Annotated in this window: 20 protein-coding genes and 3 pseudogenes; 11 read left to right on the forward strand and 12 right to left on the reverse strand. The window is 68.6% G+C overall.

The annotated features are described in order from the left end of the window. Positions 1–429 (reverse strand): annotated as a pseudogene (locus tag x551_RS05090) (AraC family transcriptional regulator); the annotation flags it as partial. 97 nt (positions 430–526) lie between these two features. Between x551_RS05090 and eat the strand changes: the two are divergent. The 3 genes and pseudogenes from eat to eutC all read left to right on the forward strand — a co-directional run bounded on the left by eat (position 527) and on the right by eutC (position 4,104). Next, positions 527–1,894: an ethanolamine permease gene (eat, locus tag x551_RS05095; RefSeq protein ID WP_011830004.1), complete on the forward strand. Its 1,368-nt coding sequence runs from the start codon at positions 527–529 to the stop codon at positions 1,892–1,894. 7 nt (positions 1,895–1,901) lie between these two features. Then, positions 1,902–3,310, forward strand: a pseudogene (locus tag x551_RS05100) (ethanolamine ammonia-lyase subunit EutB). Beyond that, the gene (gene eutC, locus x551_RS05105) at positions 3,310–4,104 is read left to right on the forward strand and encodes an ethanolamine ammonia-lyase subunit EutC (RefSeq protein ID WP_011830006.1); all 795 of its coding nucleotides are present in this window, start codon (positions 3,310–3,312) and stop codon (positions 4,102–4,104) included. The pseudogene x551_RS05100 and the gene eutC overlap by 1 nt, the downstream one beginning before the upstream one ends. A 12-nt stretch (positions 4,105–4,116) precedes the next feature. Here eutC and x551_RS05110 read toward each other — a convergent pair whose 3' ends face one another. The 4 genes from x551_RS05110 to x551_RS05120 form a co-directional block, all read right to left on the reverse strand. Further along, positions 4,117–4,623: an SRPBCC family protein gene (locus x551_RS05110; RefSeq protein WP_011830007.1), complete on the reverse strand. Its 507-nt coding sequence runs from the start codon at positions 4,621–4,623 to the stop codon at positions 4,117–4,119. A gap of 225 nt (positions 4,624–4,848) precedes the next feature. Next, positions 4,849–5,094: a hypothetical protein gene (locus x551_RS26940; protein ID WP_253950300.1), complete on the reverse strand. Its 246-nt coding sequence runs from the start codon at positions 5,092–5,094 to the stop codon at positions 4,849–4,851. Further along, positions 5,091–5,327: a hypothetical protein gene (locus tag x551_RS26945; RefSeq protein ID WP_253950301.1), complete on the reverse strand. Its 237-nt coding sequence runs from the start codon at positions 5,325–5,327 to the stop codon at positions 5,091–5,093. The genes x551_RS26940 and x551_RS26945 overlap by 4 nt, the downstream gene beginning before the upstream one ends. A 109-nt stretch (positions 5,328–5,436) precedes the next feature. After that, positions 5,437–5,913, reverse strand: a complete 477-nt coding sequence (locus tag x551_RS05120; protein ID WP_011830009.1) for an LEA type 2 family protein — start codon at positions 5,911–5,913, stop codon at positions 5,437–5,439. A gap of 84 nt (positions 5,914–5,997) precedes the next feature. On the opposite strand from x551_RS05120, the gene x551_RS05125 reads away from it, so the two are divergent. The 4 genes and pseudogenes from x551_RS05125 to x551_RS28100 form a co-directional block, all read left to right on the forward strand. Then, entirely contained in the window at positions 5,998–6,468 is a 471-nt protein-coding gene (locus x551_RS05125) for an anthrone oxygenase family protein (RefSeq protein WP_036231504.1), read from the forward strand. A 32-nt stretch (positions 6,469–6,500) separates the two neighbouring features. Beyond that, complete coding sequence (locus x551_RS05130; RefSeq protein ID WP_036231503.1) at positions 6,501–6,710, forward strand: DUF3565 domain-containing protein; 210 nt, start codon at positions 6,501–6,503, stop codon at positions 6,708–6,710. A gap of 183 nt (positions 6,711–6,893) precedes the next feature. Next, positions 6,894–7,784 (forward strand): hypothetical protein, encoded by an 891-nt coding sequence (locus x551_RS05135; protein ID WP_036231502.1) that lies wholly within the window; start codon positions 6,894–6,896, stop codon positions 7,782–7,784. Positions 7,785–7,796: 12 nt separating this feature from the next. Next, positions 7,797–7,973, forward strand: a pseudogene (locus x551_RS28100) (hypothetical protein); the annotation flags it as partial. 68 nt (positions 7,974–8,041) lie between these two features. On the opposite strand, the gene x551_RS27890 reads toward x551_RS28100, so the two are convergent. Next, entirely contained in the window at positions 8,042–8,176 is a 135-nt protein-coding gene (locus x551_RS27890; RefSeq protein ID WP_255343777.1) for a hypothetical protein, read from the reverse strand. Positions 8,177–8,257: 81 nt separating this feature from the next. Here x551_RS27890 and x551_RS26950 point away from each other — a divergent pair, with 81 nt between their 5' ends. Then, on the forward strand, positions 8,258–8,413 hold the full coding sequence (locus tag x551_RS26950; protein ID WP_231497590.1) for a winged helix-turn-helix domain-containing protein: 156 nt from the start codon (positions 8,258–8,260) through the stop codon (positions 8,411–8,413). Continuing rightward, complete coding sequence (locus x551_RS05140; protein WP_051495655.1) at positions 8,410–9,681, forward strand: ATP-binding protein; 1,272 nt, start codon at positions 8,410–8,412, stop codon at positions 9,679–9,681. Before x551_RS26950 ends, x551_RS05140 begins: the two co-directional genes overlap by 4 nt. Positions 9,682–9,747: 66 nt before the next feature. Here x551_RS05140 and x551_RS05145 read toward each other — a convergent pair whose 3' ends face one another. The 4 genes from x551_RS05145 to x551_RS05160 form a co-directional block, all read right to left on the reverse strand. Continuing rightward, positions 9,748–10,122, reverse strand: a complete 375-nt coding sequence (locus x551_RS05145; protein WP_036247737.1) for a metalloregulator ArsR/SmtB family transcription factor — start codon at positions 10,120–10,122, stop codon at positions 9,748–9,750. Between the two features lie 94 nt (positions 10,123–10,216). Beyond that, on the reverse strand, positions 10,217–10,600 hold the full coding sequence (locus tag x551_RS05150) for a hypothetical protein (protein WP_036231501.1): 384 nt from the start codon (positions 10,598–10,600) through the stop codon (positions 10,217–10,219). Beyond that, complete coding sequence (locus x551_RS05155; protein WP_011830014.1) at positions 10,588–11,136, reverse strand: TlpA disulfide reductase family protein; 549 nt, start codon at positions 11,134–11,136, stop codon at positions 10,588–10,590. Before x551_RS05155 ends, x551_RS05150 begins: the two co-directional genes overlap by 13 nt. Continuing rightward, a complete protein-coding gene (locus tag x551_RS05160) occupies positions 11,129–11,992 on the reverse strand; it encodes an MBL fold metallo-hydrolase (RefSeq protein ID WP_011830015.1) in 864 nt (287 codons plus the stop codon). Before x551_RS05160 ends, x551_RS05155 begins: the two co-directional genes overlap by 8 nt. A gap of 277 nt (positions 11,993–12,269) precedes the next feature. Here x551_RS05160 and x551_RS05165 point away from each other — a divergent pair, with 277 nt between their 5' ends. Together x551_RS05165 and x551_RS05170 are read left to right on the forward strand one after the other, a co-directional pair. After that, positions 12,270–12,602 (forward strand): c-type cytochrome, encoded by a 333-nt coding sequence (locus tag x551_RS05165; RefSeq protein WP_036231500.1) that lies wholly within the window; start codon positions 12,270–12,272, stop codon positions 12,600–12,602. A gap of 10 nt (positions 12,603–12,612) precedes the next feature. After that, the gene (locus tag x551_RS05170) at positions 12,613–13,893 is read left to right on the forward strand and encodes an NAD(P)/FAD-dependent oxidoreductase (protein WP_036231499.1); all 1,281 of its coding nucleotides are present in this window, start codon (positions 12,613–12,615) and stop codon (positions 13,891–13,893) included. Here x551_RS05170 and x551_RS05175 read toward each other — a convergent pair. Both x551_RS05175 and x551_RS05180 read right to left on the reverse strand, forming a co-directional pair. Then, positions 13,890–14,396: a heme-binding protein gene (locus x551_RS05175; RefSeq protein ID WP_051495654.1), complete on the reverse strand. Its 507-nt coding sequence runs from the start codon at positions 14,394–14,396 to the stop codon at positions 13,890–13,892. The two genes, x551_RS05170 and x551_RS05175, sit on opposite strands and share 4 nt — an antisense overlap. A 16-nt stretch (positions 14,397–14,412) precedes the next feature. Next, positions 14,413–14,826, reverse strand: a complete 414-nt coding sequence (locus x551_RS05180; protein ID WP_036231498.1) for a DsrE family protein — start codon at positions 14,824–14,826, stop codon at positions 14,413–14,415. Positions 14,827–14,833: the final 7 nt, after the last annotated feature.

Consider the following 14,833-nt stretch of genomic DNA (forward strand, 5'->3'; position numbering starts at 1 on the left):
GTGCGACTGCAGCGCCTCGCGCGAGACGACGAAGCCGACGATGTCGTGCCCGGCCGGGCTCACCAGCTCGAAGCCGCCGTCCTCGCCGCTGACCATCACGCCGTCGGCGCCGACCAGGCGGCCGTCCAGCCGCGAGCCGTCGTCGGCCACGGTGATGCCGCACCACAGCGCGCCCTGCCAGACCTCGCAGCGCTGGCGCAGGCGCTGGCTGGTGCGCTCGCGGAACAGCTGCACGCCCGCACTCACCGCCTCGTCGAGCCGGCCTTCGAAACCGCCGCTGCCGAGCTGGTCGTATGCCTGTCGCCAACCTGACAGATGCGAGGCGTGCTCGTCGACGTCGGTCGAGCGGTGCGAGCGCGCGCACCACGGAGCGTCCTGCCGTGCGGCGTGGTCGGGCACGTTCTGCGTGCTTGCGGTGCCGTTCAACATTGCCGATTTCCGCTAACGCTCCCTCTGCGCTCTGTCTACGCTGATGCAAACACCGCGCCAACTGCGGGGACTTTCACATCATCCGGAGGGATTACGCATGAGTACAAGTACGGGACCGGGACTGAACAAGTCCCTCTCGACCCTGCAGCTGTGGGGCATCGCGGTCGGCCTGGTGATCTCGGGCGAGTATTTCGGCTGGAGCTACGGCTGGGCCGGCGCCGGCACGCTGGGCTTCCTGGTGACGGCGGGCTTCATCGCGCTGATGTACACCACCTTCATCTTCAGCTTCACCGAGCTCACCACGTCGATCCCGCACGCGGGCGGCCCGTTCGAGTACGGCCGCCGCGCCTTCGGTCCGACCGGCGGCTACATCGCCGGCTACGCCACGCTGATCGAGTTCGTGTTCGCGCCGCCGGCCATCTCGCTGGCGATCGGCTCCTACCTCGCGGTGCAGTTCCCGGGCCTGGACCCGAAGACCGCCGCGGTCGGTGCCTACCTGATCTTCATGACGCTCAACATCCTGGGCGTGCAGATCGCGGCCACCTTCGAGCTGGCGGTGACGCTGATCGCGATCTTCGAACTGCTGGTCTTCATGGGCGTGGTGGCGCCGGGCTTCTCGATGGCCAACTTCGTCAAGGGCGGCTGGTCCGGCGAGGACAGCTTCAGCCTCGGCTCGCTCGGCGGCATCTTCGCCGCGATCCCGTTCGCGATCTGGTTCTTCCTGGCGATCGAGGGCGTGGCCATGGCGGCCGAGGAGGCCAAGGACCCGAAGCGCTCCATCCCCATCGCCTACATCGGCGGCATCGTCACCCTGCTGCTGCTGGCCACCGGCGTGATGATCTTCGCCGGCGGCGTGGGCGACTGGACCAAGCTGGCCAACATCAACGACCCGCTGCCGCAGGCGATGAAGGCGATCGTCGGCGAATCCAGCGGCTGGCTGCACATGCTGGTGTGGCTGGGGCTGTTCGGCCTGATCGCCTCCTTCCACGGCATCATCCTCGGCTACTCGCGGCAGATCTTCGCGCTGTCGCGCGCCGGCTACCTGCCCGAGCTGCTGGGCAAGGTTCATCCGCGCTTCCACACGCCGCACATCGCGGTGCTGGCCGGCGGCGTGGTGGGCATCCTGGCCATCTTCAGCGACGAGCTGATCTCCTTCGGCGGCCAGACCCTCACCGCCAACATCGTGACGATGAGCGTGTTCGGCGCGATCGTGATGTACATCGTCAGCATGGCCAGCCTGTTCAAGCTGCGCCGCAGCGAGCCGAACCTGGCGCGGCCCTTCCGCGCGCCCATGTTCCCGATCTTCCCGGCCTTCGCGCTGGCGGCGGCCGTGGTGTGCCTGGCCACGATGGTGTACTTCAATCCCTTGGTCGCGATGCTGTTCGTCGGGCTGGGCGTCGTCGGCTACGGCTATTTCCTGCTGACCCACAAGCGCCGCGAGCGGGCGGCGCTCGCTGCGGCATGATCGACGCATGGCCTACGCGCACTCCATCGGCCCGCGGCGCTACAGCTTCGACGACCTGCGCACGTTGATGGCCCGGGCTTCGCCCGCGCGCTCCGGCGACGAACTCGCCGGGGTCGCGGCGCGCAGCAGCGAGGAGCGCGCCGCGGCGCAGATCGCGCTGGCGGCGCTGCCGCTCAAGACCTTCCTGAACGACGCGCTTGTGCCCTACGAGGACGACGAGGTCACGCGCCTCATTCTCGACAGCCACGACGCCGCCGCCTTTGCCCCGATCGCCCACCTCACTGTGGGCGACCTGCGCGACTGGCTGCTGTCCGACGCGGTCGACGGCGACACGCTGCGCGCCGCGGCGCCCGGCCTGACGCCCGAGATGACCGCAGCGGTCAGCAAGATCATGCGCAACCAGGACCTGATCCTGGTCGCGCGCAAATGCCGCGTGCGCACGCGCTTTCGCGACACCATTGGCCTGCCCGGCCGGCTGTCCACCCGGCTGCAGCCCAACCACCCGACCGACAACGCCGCCGGCATCGCCGCCAGCACGCTCGACGGCCTTCTCTACGGCAGCGGCGACGCGGTGATCGGCATCAACCCGGCCACCGACAACGTGGCCCAGGTGACGCGGCTGCTGCAGATGCTGGACGCGGTGATCCAGCGCTACGAGATCCCCACGCAGAGCTGCGTGCTGACCCACGTGACCAACACGCTGCAGTGCATCGAGCGCGGCGCGCCGGTGGACCTGGTGTTCCAGTCGATCGGGGGCACCGAAGCCACCAACCGCAGCTTCGGCATCGACCTGGCGCTGCTCGCCGAGGCGCACGACGCCGCACTGTCGCTGCAGCGCGGCGCGCTGTTCTCCGACGACGGCCAGCGCGGCCGCAACGTCATGTACTTCGAGACCGGCCAGGGCAGCGCGCTGTCAGCCCAGGCCCACCACGGCTGCGACCAGCAGACGATCGAGGCGCGGGCCTACGCGGTGGCACGGCGCTTCGAGCCGCTGCTGGTGAACAGCGTGGTCGGCTTCATCGGCCCCGAGTACCTGTACGACGGCAAGCAGATCATCCGCGCCGGCCTCGAAGACCATTTCTGCGCCAAGCTGCTCGGCCTGCCGATGGGCTGCGACATCTGCTACACCAACCACGCCGAGGCCGACCAGAACGACATGGACGTGCTGCTCACGTTGCTGGGCGTGGCCGGCTGCAGCTTCATCATGGGCATCCCGGCTCGGACGACGTGATGCTGAACTACCAGACCACATCCTTCCACGACGCGCTCTACGCACGCCGCGTGCTGGGCCTGCGGCCCGCGCCGGAGTTCGAGCGCTGGCTGGAGGCCATGCGCATCACCGAGCCCGGCGCGCCCGATCGGCTGACCGACCTGATGCCGCCGGCCCTGGCCCGCCTGCTGGAGCACCCGCGCTGATGAGCGGCGGCCCGGTCATCGCCAACCCCTGGAGCGTGCTGCGCCGGCACACACCGGCGCGCATCGGCCTGGGCCGCAGCGGCATCAGCCAGCCCACTGCGCCGCAGCTCGACTTCCAGCTTGCGCACGCCCAGGCGCGCGACGCCGTGCACCGGCCGCTGGACCATGAAGCGGTCGACGCCGCGGTCCGCGCGCTCGGTCTGCCGACGCTGGCGTTGCACAGCGCTGCCGCCGACCGCCATATCTACCTGCAGCGGCCCGACCTGGGCCGCCGGCTCGACGAGGCCTCCATCGCCCGTCTCGCCGCCTGCACGGCCAACGAACAGGCCGATCTCGCGCTGGTGGTGGCCGATGGGCTGTCGGCGCTGGCCATCGAGCGCCACGCCGCGCCCTTCATCGCCGAACTGCGCCGTGTGCTGGCGCGCGACTGGCGCTGGGCACCGGTGGCGATCGTGCGGCAGGCGCGCGTGGCGATCGGCGACCCGATCGGCGAGGCGCTCGGCGCCCGGCTCGCGGTGGTGCTGGTCGGCGAGCGGCCGGGGCTCAGTTCGCCCGACAGCATGGGTGTCTACGTCACCTGGTCGCCGCGAGCAGGCCGGGTCGACGCCGAGCGCAACTGCATCTCCAACGTGCGCCCCGAGGGCCTGCCCTTGCCGCAAGCCGCCGCCCGCCTAGCCTGGCTGCTGGGCGAGGCGCGCTCGCGCCAGCTCACCGGCGTGGCCCTGAAGGACGACAGCGGGCCGGCGCTCGAAACGGGCGGCGACAGCGGCAGCTTCCTGCTCGCGCCACCCTGATCCGACTTCCTCTTACTTGACGACGGCCGGCAGGTTGTCGAGTCCGGCGCGGTAGACGCCGGAAATCACCTTCTTCGCCTCATCGTCCGAGACGCCTTCCTTGGCCTTGAAGGTCGACGACCAGGTCACCGTGGAGCCGCCCTTCGCCTTCGCGACCTTCAGCGTCGAGACATAGTCGGTCACGGGCAGCGGCGAATCGGTGATGCGGTACTTGTAGCTCATCGACGAAGCGCTGTGCGACAGCAGTTCCTCGGTGATCTTCGCGCCGTCCTTGGTGGTCAGCACCCGCACCGTGCCCTTGGTATTGCCCTTGCCCTTGGTGATCTCGGTGCCGCCGATCGCCGGGTGCCAGTTCTGCCAGCTGTCGAAGTCCTTGATGGCGGCGAAGGTCTTGGCCGGCGTGGCTGCCACGTCGACCTTCTCCGTGACCGAGAGCGTCTTTCCCGCGGCCAGCGCGCCGCCGGTCGCGAATGCGAGCGAGAGAAGAATGCCGAACGTACGATGGCCTGCTGCAGTCATGTTGTCTCCTGTGTTCTTGACGGACGGAATGGCGAACGCCGCGCGGCGTCGGAAGACACAGAGCGCGCGGCACCCACTGCGATGCTATGTCCGACCCGTCCGCTCCGACGCACGCCGCAGCGGGCAACTTGCCCGCGCTGCGTCCTGCGTCGGCGCTTGTCAGCCGCGGGCAGGCATTGAGGGCGGTCGGTGTCGCCCAGGTGACAGCACAGCCTGCGTGCGCCGTCAGCGATCGCGCTCGCGGCCGCTCGCCGTCTGTGCATCGAGCCCGCGCGCCGGCGATTCGGCCACCTGCGGCAGGTCGTCGCCATGCTCGATCAGTTCCTCGACGATCAGGCGTCCATACTTCTGCGCGCGCTCGGCGTTGAAACGCCGCGCCACCGAGGCGACCCGGCGCGCCTGATCGTCGGAGGGCGCGCGCACCACCAGCCAGTGATAGCCCCGCTCGGCCAGCGCACGGTGCGCCTTCACGAGGTTGAGTTCCTGCCCGAGCGAGGCGAGCGGGCTGCGTCGGCCAGTTGCGCATCGATCTGCTCGATCATCGCGGCCGGCGTGTAGCTCCGCACCGTGTCGGGCCCGTGGAAGCCAGCCTCGACCAGCGCGGCCTGCGCGAAGCGCAGGTCGGCATCGCTGGGGAAGGAGATCACCACGTGACCGACCGGCTTGAACACGCCGTAGGCTTCGGGGACTTCGTGCTGGCTCATCGGCAACTCCTGTTGAGGTTGCCGCCATCGTGGCCTCGCCGACACTGCCTGACGATCAGCGGACCGCGCCCCTGCGTGTGGGCCTGGGCCTACAGCCGCCGGTGGGCCTTCAGCGGCCCGGCGCGGGGCCACCGAAGGCCGCGATGTCGAGCTGCCCTGTGGACTCGAAGCGCAGCGCCGTCCCCACCGCGCCGGCCAGCTTGCCGCGCAGGCGGTAGTCGAGGCTGCGCACGTCGCGCGAGGGCAGGCCGAGCATCTGGCGCACCGCGGCGATCGCCGAGACGCTGGCCGGCACGCCGATCACCGCCTCGCCGAAGCGCGGCACGCTGCCGGCCGCGTCGCTGACGCCGCTGGCGAAGGGCTGGCCCATCAGCTCGAGTTCCATCGAGAGGCCGCGGTAGTCGATCGGCGCATCGTTCGGGTTCTGCACGCGCAGCTTGACCAGGAAGCGCAGTTCCAGTCCTTCTCCGGGCAGCGCCTCGAGGCCGGCCACCGACACCCGCGGTGGATCGCGGCCGGACAGGCCGGCGCACGCGCCGACGGCGAGCGCGGGAACGAGCAGCAGGAGCCGGCGACGACGGGGCATGGTTCGCCATCATGCGCCACTGCGGCCCGGTAGAGTTCGGCCAAAGCCATCCCGGCCCCCGACCGCCGGCCTCGCCCCCTCCTCATGCTGACCACGCTGCCCTTCCTGGTGTGCCTCGGCGCCGGCCTGACCGGCGGCGTGTTCTTCGCGTTCTCCGCCTTCGTGATGAAGGCGCTGGCCGAGTTGCCCGCAGAGCACGGCCTGGCTGCCATGCAGCGCATCAACCGGGTCGTGTTGAACCCCGGCTTCCTGGGCCTCTTCATCGGCACCACGGTGCTGGCCGCCATCTGCATCCTCGCCGGCTTCTTTCCGTGGGGAAGCACGCGCTCGGCGCTGCTGCTGGCCGCCGGCCTCTGCTACGTGATCGGATCGTTCGGCGTCACCGCCGTCTGCAACGTGCCGCGCAACGAGCGGCTCGCGCGGCTGGACAGCGGGTCGGCGGAAGCCGCGGCCTACTGGCCGGTCTATGTGCGCGAGTGGTTGCGGTGGAACCACGTGCGCACCGCCGCCTGCCTCGTGTCCGCCGCCGCGGCAGCCGCGGCGCTGACCTGCTGAACCGCGACGCGCACGCCCTGTACAGGCCCGCGATGGACCAGCGCATCGTCGGCTTTCATCGGGACGACGAAGCCCACTGGGTCGCCGAGCTCGAGTGCGGCCACAACCAGCATGTGCGCCACGACCCGCCGTGGACGAACCGGCCGTGGACCACCACCGCCGAGGGCCGCGACAGTGCGCTCGGCAAGCGCCTGGCCTGCAGGAAGTGCGACCAAGGCGCGCCGCGCGACTGGGGCGGCTGAGCGTCCTTCCAAGGTGCTACGCGGAATCGAGCTCGCATCGTGAGCTCTGCGGCGACTGTTACATCCATTCACGCCGATCTTCAGTGCGGCTTCAGCGGGCATCAATAACGTCAGTGTGGTTATCGATCCACGAGCGAGACGCCTTGCACGCGTCGCGCATCGCCAGGGGAGTTCCACGCCGTCATGAGATCTCAGGCCCCGAGCAGCCGTCCTGCTTCGCGCACGGGCAGCTCTTCCTCTGCAACGCACCCCAGCGGCGACCTCGCGCTGTATGCGCTGCTGCTGGTACTGACGCTGGCGACGTGGCACCTCAGCACCAGCGGCTATTTCGAGACGGGAGACGACATCGGCTACTGGCTCGGGGTCGGCGGCGGCGTGGCGATGCTGCTGCTGTTCGGCTATCCGCTGCGCAAGTACCTCCCCGGCATGCGCCGGTGGGGCAAGGTCAAGTGGTGGTTCTGGGCCCACATGACGCTGGGCATCGGCGGGCCGGTGCTGATCCTGGCCCACACCACCTTCCACGTCGGCTCGCTCAACGCGGCGGTTGCGCTCTACAGCATGGTGATCGTCGCCCTCAGCGGCGTGGTGGGCCGCTTTCTCTACGTCCGCATCCACCATGGCCTGAGCGGTGAGAAAAGCAGCCTGCAGGAACTGCAGGCCCGAGCCGGGCTGGATGGGCAGGCTGCGCGGTCGCGCCTGCAGTTCGCCCCCAAGGTCGAGGCGCAACTGCTCGGCTTTCACCAGGAGACCTTGGCGACAGGGCGCGACTTGCGCCATGTCTGGCGACTGCTCTTCGTGCTGCCTTGCCGACAATGGCGGGTCTACCGCCAATGCTGCAAAGGTCTGGACGAGGCGATCTGCGCGGCGAGCCCGGGTCGCCCGGCGGAGGAAATGGCCGCGCGCCGAAGACAGTTGCGCAAGCTGATCGGCCGCTATCTGGCGGCGGTGGTGCGGGTCGCACAGTTCTCGGCGTACGAGCGCGTGTTCGCGCTGTGGCACGTTGCACACGTTCCCTTCGTCTACCTGCTCGTGGTCAGCGCGACGGTCCATGTCGTGGCGGTCCACGCCTACTGATGCTGCGGCCGGATGAACGCATGGTCAGCATGGACAAGGGCCATCCGGGCGGGCCTTGCGTGCTGCGCTCTGCTCCCCGGCCTGTCGCCGGCACAGGGCATCGAGTCCGTTCTCCAGCCGGGCCCGGTCATCCAGGGCCACGCCAAGTGGGAGCACGAGTGTGCGACGTGCCACGTCAAGTTCAACCGCAAGGCACAGGACGGGCAGTGCATGGACTGCCATAAGGACATCGGCCAGGACGTGCGCGGCAAGACCGGCTACCACGCCGGCTCAAGCCTCAGGCCTGCAACAGCTGCCACACCGATCACAAGGGGCGCGGCGCGCAGATCGTCGAGTTCGACCCGAAGCGCTTCGATCACCGCCAGTCCGATTACCTCCTGCGCGGCGCTCACGAGAAGACGGCCTGCGACAAGTGCCACCTGACGGCGCGTGAATGGGCGTTCGTCGAGGCGCTGGCGCTGCGCGCCGGCCGGCTGGTCTCGAAGGGCGATCTGGAGGCACTGGTCCTGGGCCTGGAGGGCGAGGTGTCAAGCAACATGCTGGAAGTGCATGTGTCCGGCATCCGACGCAAGCTGGGGCGTGGCCTGATCGAGACCGTACGCGGCATGGGCTACCGGATCTCCGCATGAGCGCTCTGCCCTCGATTCGTGGCCGACTCTCGGCGGCGCTGATCGGTGTTTCGCTGGCCTGGGGCGTTGCCGTGTCGGCCGCCGTGGGGTGGGTGGTCCGGCACGAGGTCGACGAGTTGCTCGACAACACCCTGCAGGAGTCGGCCGAGATCCTGATGGGCCTCCTCGTGTCGAATGCGACGTTGCTCCCGACGACCGGAGAAAGAGCCATGCCGGCGCCACCGCACGACGAACAGATGGTCTGGCAGGTCGTCGATGCCAGCGGTCGGGTGATGCTGCGTTCGCATCGTGCGCCGGACGCCGCCCTGGGCCCGGCGGCCACGCTTGGCTTTTCGGACCAGGGCCGGGCGTGGCGCGTGTTCACGCTGCCGCTGGACGCCGAAGGCCGCAAGTTGCATGTCGCTCAGCGGGCGGCCGAACGCCATGAGGCACGCTTCGATGCGATCAAGTACCCGATGGGCACGGCTCTCGCCATCGGGCTGCTCGGTTCGCTGTGGCTCCGGTTGCGCGTGACAAGAGAGCTCGAGCCGATCGAACGGATGTCGAAGGCCATCGCGCAGTTCGATCCCATGCTGCCGGGACAGGCGCTGATCGGTCCCGCGCGCAGCGAACTCGCGCCCGTGCACCGGGCGATCACCGGCCTGAGCAGTCGCCTCGCCCGGCAGGTCGCCAACGAGCGCGCATTCGCGGCCCACGCAGCACATGCCCTGCGGACTCCGCTGGCGGCGATGGTCGCCAATCTGGCCGTCGCGCAGCGACACGCGCTGCCCATCGAGCAGACCTACCTGAAACGAGCCCGCGAGTCGGCCGACCGCTTGCGCCGGGTCGTCACGGCATTGCTCACGATGTTCCGCAGTGGTGGTGAAGTGAACCGCCAACCTGTGGACGTGGACCAGTTGGTGAGCGAACTGCCGTTCGGCAGCCTGGCCGTCGTGACACGCGGCACGGCGCGTGTGAAGGCCGATCCGGACTTGTTGGCGGCGGCGTTCATGAACTTGCTGGACAACGCGTTGCGCCACGGGGCGACCAGCGTCGTCATCTCCCTGCAGCACGACGATCACGCCACGCTCATCCGGCTGAAGGACGACGGCAGCGGTCTTGCCGAACCGGATCGCCAACGCATCCAGGCCGCCCTGGACGTGCAGGATTACGACGGCAACATGGGGCTCGGGTTGATGCTGTCCGACATGGTGGCGCGTGCACATGGCGGGCGACTTCGGTTGGTCCCGGCCGCGTCGGGCTTCGCGGTGGAGATGAGTCTGGGCTAGAGCCTGTTAACGCTACCGGAAGGCTCGCTCGCCCTCACCCGCCGCCAAGCACATTGGCTGCCGGAATCAACGTGCCGCCGGCCGCTCAACCTGCCTGAGCGTCGGCATCAGCCGATCGGACACGGGGATGCTGGCATCGCCGTCGATCTCAGTCGCGATCTGGTTGCAGACCGCTCGACACAGGGTGGCCGCACGCTGGCTCTTCAGGTTGTAGAAGATCTGGGTGCCCTCACGCCGCTTCCCCAGGATACCGGCGCGGTACAGCGTGGAGAGGTGCTGCGACATGTTGGGCTGCGTGGTGTCGATCTCCGCAAGCAGCTGCGAGACGTTCTTTTCGCCATGGCACAGCGCGCTGATCAGCCTCAGGCGGATCGGCGTCGACAAAATGGAGAACAGGTCCGCCGCCGAGGAGAAGACGGCCTCTGACTCTTCCTGGCTCACCGGGATTCCTTCGGGTTTCGTTCGATTGCCATCGTAGCGGATTCTGCGCTTCCTGCACTACTTGCGCATACATCAAATCATGGCCCACCACCCCTCACTTGAAGCGGTAGTGATCCCGCTGCAGCACGGCTGCGATCGCGGTGACCTCCTCGGGGAACAGGCCGAGACCCAGCTCGGTGTTGCACTGCTCGACCATGCCACGCAGCAGCCCGGGCGTGGTGATGCGTTCACCGGGTCGGAACACCGCGGACCCGTCCCCGCCGAACTTCGTGGCGTGGCATTGCTGGCATTTGTGCTCCGTCATCAGCCGCTGGCCCATCGCGAGGTCGGCGTCCTTGAAGATATCGAGACCCTGGGCACCGGCGCCCGCCCCCGCCAGGCAGGCGATCGAGGCGCAGATCCGGCGGACGGTGGAGACCATGGAAGACTCCTTGGAGAACGTGCCGGTCCGGGCCGGACCGGGAATCAGGTGGCGCATCGCGAAGTGTCCTGCATGCCCGCCGTCCTGTCCGGTCGATCCGCCAGCCGGAGCAGGTCCAGGACGTCCTCCTCGAACATTTCTCCGGGTATCGACTGCAACAACCGTCCCGACCGACCGACCGCGCACGTCATCGGAATGACGTTGCGGGACGTGAAGAGCGGCCGGAGCCGCTGGGCGCTCATCGAGACCGGAAAGCCGTAGCCGCGGTCGGCCAGATAGCGGCGCACGACGCCGGCATCGCGGTCGACGGCGACACCGAGCACCCGCAGCCGCCGACCGGCGCTGGCACGGTGGAGCTTCTCGACGTGTTCGTTGTGACGTCGGCAGAACGGGCAGGTCGTCGACCAGAACACGACAACGGCCGCGGTGTCATTCCAGTCGGCCGGTTGAAGGACCGTTCCATCCACCAGGGCGATCGTCGGCCAGTCGATGGCCGGCGACGCGCCCGGTTGTTGCGCCGCGGCCGGCATCGGCAGCAGACCTCCGGCCGCCGCGGCCAGGATCGCGCGGCGTGACCACGGCAGTTCAGTCACGCTCCTGCTCCATCTGCAGATAGGTGTTGTAGGCGTTCATGCGGTTCGCCGCGCCGAACAGCGGCAACCCCTCGAACCGAGACCAATCGGCCTTCCGATAAGCGTCCTCGAAAGGCTCCAGGTTGCGGGCCGCGTCACCCATGGTCTGTCGCAGGTAGAGCAGGTAATCGTGCGTCAGGCGGATGTCCTCCGCGGGTTGGCGTGATGGCGGGCCGTGTCCCGGCACCATGACCCGGATGTCGAAGCGCAGCAAGCCGTCGAGCGACGCGATCCAGCGCCGGCTGTCCGCCTGGCCCACGAAGGGGATGCGACCTCGGAACACCGTATCGCCGGCGAACAGCACGAGCTCGCGGGGTACGTGAACCACCATGTCCTCGGGCGTGTGTGCCGGCCCGACGGCGCGCAACTGGAACTCGAATCCACCGACCTTCAGATCGGTGTCGCCATCGAGCCAGACGTCGGCCGGCACGAGCCGCGTCGCTTCGTCCACCCACGGAAAGAGCGTCTGACGGCTGGCCTCCAGCCGCTGTCGCGCGGTGTCGGAGTTCAGGTACTCGAGGGAACGCCGCTGCGCCACGACGGTCGCGCCGGCCCTCTTGAACGCCTGCAGCCCGTACACGTGGTCGGCGTGATAGTGGGTCACCAGCACATGACTCACCGGCTTGTCCGTGATGCGGCGGATCTCCTGCAGCAGGCGCTCGGCGAGCGGTGGCGAGCCGAGCGCATCGATGACCACGACCGAACTGTCGGTCACCACGAAGCCGGCGTTCGAGATGAAGTTCTGGTTCGAGGCCGACCCGAGGGCCGTCTCGCCCTGCACGAAATAGCTGTGCGGTGCCACCTGCTCGGCTTGCATCGCCACGGTCACATCGTTTGCCTGCGCATGCGCGCCCGGCAGCAGTGCACACAGGCCGAGCGCCGCCGCGATGCGGCGCGACGCAGACAGCCATCGGCCTCCGAGGCCTCGGGGTGCGGGCAGACCCTGATGGTGCAGTCGCCACAAGCAACCGTAAATTAGCATTTACGAATATTAAGAGCTGCCAACCCTTACCGCCAGCGACGACGCTCATCGTTTCTACCGGGGTGAGCACAGTGCGTCGAAGCGTCTTCCACCACAGACACCAGGAGCCTGCATGCCAAGAATCCTCCCGCCCCTGCCGGCACTGCGCATGTGCCTCGCCGTGGGGCTCGTCGTCGCCGGCAGCGCCCAGGCGCAGAGTGCGTCGCAGGCCCTCCACCTGAAGGCGCTCGCGGCCACCTGCGCAAACTGCCACGGCACCGACGGTCGCGCCGTCGATGGCGCCGGCAGCATCCCATTGCGCGGGCTGGGCAAGGACTACATCGTGGCCCAGATGACCGCCTTCCGTGAAGGCAAGCGCGCGGCCACCGTGATGCACCAGCTCGCCAAGGGCTACACGCCCGAGCAGGTCGAGCAGCTCGCCGCGTACTTTGCGGCCCAGAACTGAAAGGCCTCCCATGAAGCGTCGTCAACTGATCCAGGCCGGCCTCGCCGGCGGCGGGCTGCTCGCCCTGGGGGGCTGCGCCACCCCGAGCGGCGGCGTGCCCGGCAGCGCGAAGGTCGTCGTCATCGGCGGGGGCTACGGCGGTGCGACCGCAGCGAAGTACGTGCGCCTGCTCTCCGACCAGCGCATCGACGTGGTCCTGATCGAACCCCAGGCCAGCTTCGTCTCCTGCCCGATCTCCAATCTCGTGGTGGGCGGCACGCAGACGTTGGGGGACCTGACGACGTCCTACGACGCGCTGGCCACACGCCACGGGGTGCGCATCGTGCGGGACACGGCATCGGGGATCGATGCCACAGCCCGGACCGTGACGCTCGCATCCGGCGCCACGATCCGCTACGACAAGCTGGTGCTCTCCCCGGGCATCGAACTGATGTTCGACGGCGTCCAGGGGCTGCGCGAGGCACAGGCCAGCGGCCAGATCCTGCAGGCCTGGAAGGCCGGGCCCGAGACCCTGGCGCTGCGCCGGCAGCTCGAAGCGCTGCCCGACGGCGGCGTGTACGCCATCGCGATCCCCGAGGCGCCTTTCCGTTGCCCCCCCGGGCCCTACGAGAGGGCCAGTGTGGTCGCGGCCTATTTCAAGCGCGCGAAGCCCCGCTCGAAGGTCCTGATCCTCGACGCCAACCAGGATGTCGTCTCCAAGGCCGCTCTCTTCAAGAAGGCCTGGGCCGAGCTTTATCCCGGCATGGTGGAGTACCGGCCGCAGCACAAGGCGGTGGGGGTCGATCCGCGGACCGGCACGATCAAGTTCGATGTGCAGGACGATGTGAAGGCTGACGTGCTCAATGTGCTGCCGCCGATGCGCGCCGGCGCGATCGCCGTGCAGACCGGCCTAGCCAATGCCAACGCACGCTGGTGTCAGGTGGACTACCAGACCTTCGAATCCACGGCGGCGAAGCACATCCACGTGCTGGGTGACTCGATCCAGGTCGCGCCGCTGATGCCCAAGAGCGGCCACATGGCCAACTCGCATGGCAAGGTGGCCGCCGCTGCGATCGTGGCGCAACTGATGGACCTCGAGATCAATCCGCGTCCGATGCTGACCAACACCTGCTACAGCTTCGTCGACGAGAAGCACGTGATCCACGTCGCCAGCGTGCACGAATACGTCGCGGCCGAGAAGACCTTCAAGACCGTGGCCGGTTCCGGCGGCGTCTCGGCCGCTCGCAACGAAGCCGAAGCCGGCTTTGCCATGGCCTGGGCGCGCAACATCTGGGCCGACACGCTGGGCTAGAACTCCAGCCCCTCGGCGATGGCCTGGATGCCGGCCTTCGCGCAGGCGTCGTCCGCAGCGCCGCCCGGCGCGCCGGACACGGCGATCGCACCGACGACCGAACCCGCCGATTCGATGGCCTGACCACCGCCGACCGCCACGACCCGCGGCGCGGTGCGAATGCCGCTCATCTCCTTGCCGGCCTGCGTTTCGGTCCCCAGCGTGGCCGTGGGGATGCGAAAGCTCGCTGCCGTCCAGGCCTTGCCGATGGCCAACTCGACGGTGTGCGCGCCCGCATGACGATCGCGCAAGAACACCTGCGGCAACCCGGCGCGGTCGACCACTGCCACGCCGACCTGGTAGCCCGCCTTTCGGCAATGCTCGAGCGCAGCGCGCGCCGCGGTCAGCGCAGTCTCGGGCGTCAGCGACCTGGTGATGAAGGTCCCTTCGGCAGTTTGCGCCGGAGCGGCTCCCACCGACATCCACAGTGCGGCCAGCACCGCGAAACGTTCTGCCTTGCTCATCGGTGCGCCTCCCGCATCAGGGCTTGATGTACGCATAGCCCTGCAACTGCATCTTGGTGAGCCGGACGACGCCCGAGGGAGTGAACGTCGCCTCCTGGATGAACTGTTCCTTCTTCAGGTTGCGGTTCTTCAGCGTGATCTCGCAGATCTCGAACTTCACGCCGCGGCTGACCAGCGCCGAGACGGTGGCCGCGTACTCGCCGCCATTCGGGTCCTTGGCGCCCTCCATCAGGAAGTCGACGCCGTTCGCGTGAGTCACCACCGTGATCTGCGCGCTGGGGTCGGTGTCGAGATGGTTGCGAATGTTCCGCAGGGTGGCGAGCGCCTGCGTCTGGGCTTCGTTGACGTGGTACGCGACCTTGTCCTGTGCATGGGACGTCGCGACCACGGTCAGCAGCAGTGCGGCCATGAGCCACCGTCGGATCTTCATGTGTGTC

Origin of the sequence: Methylibium sp. T29 (assembly GCF_000576205.1) — a bacterium.
Classification (GTDB): domain Bacteria; phylum Pseudomonadota; class Gammaproteobacteria; order Burkholderiales; family Burkholderiaceae_C; genus Methylibium; species Methylibium petroleiphilum.

Bases quoted from the DNA above. Each gene is read 5' to 3' on its own strand.
- eat (WP_011830004.1), top strand. From the start codon at position 527: ATGAGTACAAGTACGGGACCGGGACTGAACAAGTCCCTCTCGACCCTG.
- eutC (WP_011830006.1), top strand. From the start codon at position 3,310: ATGAGCGGCGGCCCGGTCATCGCCAACCCCTGGAGCGTGCTGCGCCGG.
- x551_RS05110 (WP_011830007.1), bottom strand. From the start codon at position 4,623: ATGACTGCAGCAGGCCATCGTACGTTCGGCATTCTTCTCTCGCTCGCA.
- x551_RS26945 (WP_253950301.1), bottom strand. From the start codon at position 5,327: ATGAGCCAGCACGAAGTCCCCGAAGCCTACGGCGTGTTCAAGCCGGTC.
- x551_RS05120 (WP_011830009.1), bottom strand. From the start codon at position 5,913: ATGCCCCGTCGTCGCCGGCTCCTGCTGCTCGTTCCCGCGCTCGCCGTC.
- x551_RS05125 (WP_036231504.1), top strand. From the start codon at position 5,998: ATGCTGACCACGCTGCCCTTCCTGGTGTGCCTCGGCGCCGGCCTGACC.
- x551_RS05130 (WP_036231503.1), top strand. From the start codon at position 6,501: ATGGACCAGCGCATCGTCGGCTTTCATCGGGACGACGAAGCCCACTGG.
- x551_RS05135 (WP_036231502.1), top strand. From the start codon at position 6,894: ATGAGATCTCAGGCCCCGAGCAGCCGTCCTGCTTCGCGCACGGGCAGC.
- x551_RS05140 (WP_051495655.1), top strand. From the start codon at position 8,410: ATGAGCGCTCTGCCCTCGATTCGTGGCCGACTCTCGGCGGCGCTGATC.
- x551_RS05150 (WP_036231501.1), bottom strand. From the start codon at position 10,600: ATGCGCCACCTGATTCCCGGTCCGGCCCGGACCGGCACGTTCTCCAAG.
- x551_RS05160 (WP_011830015.1), bottom strand. From the start codon at position 11,992: ATGCAAGCCGAGCAGGTGGCACCGCACAGCTATTTCGTGCAGGGCGAG.
- x551_RS05165 (WP_036231500.1), top strand. From the start codon at position 12,270: ATGCCAAGAATCCTCCCGCCCCTGCCGGCACTGCGCATGTGCCTCGCC.
- x551_RS05170 (WP_036231499.1), top strand. From the start codon at position 12,613: ATGAAGCGTCGTCAACTGATCCAGGCCGGCCTCGCCGGCGGCGGGCTG.
- x551_RS05175 (WP_051495654.1), bottom strand. From the start codon at position 14,396: ATGAGCAAGGCAGAACGTTTCGCGGTGCTGGCCGCACTGTGGATGTCG.
- x551_RS05180 (WP_036231498.1), bottom strand. From the start codon at position 14,826: ATGAAGATCCGACGGTGGCTCATGGCCGCACTGCTGCTGACCGTGGTC.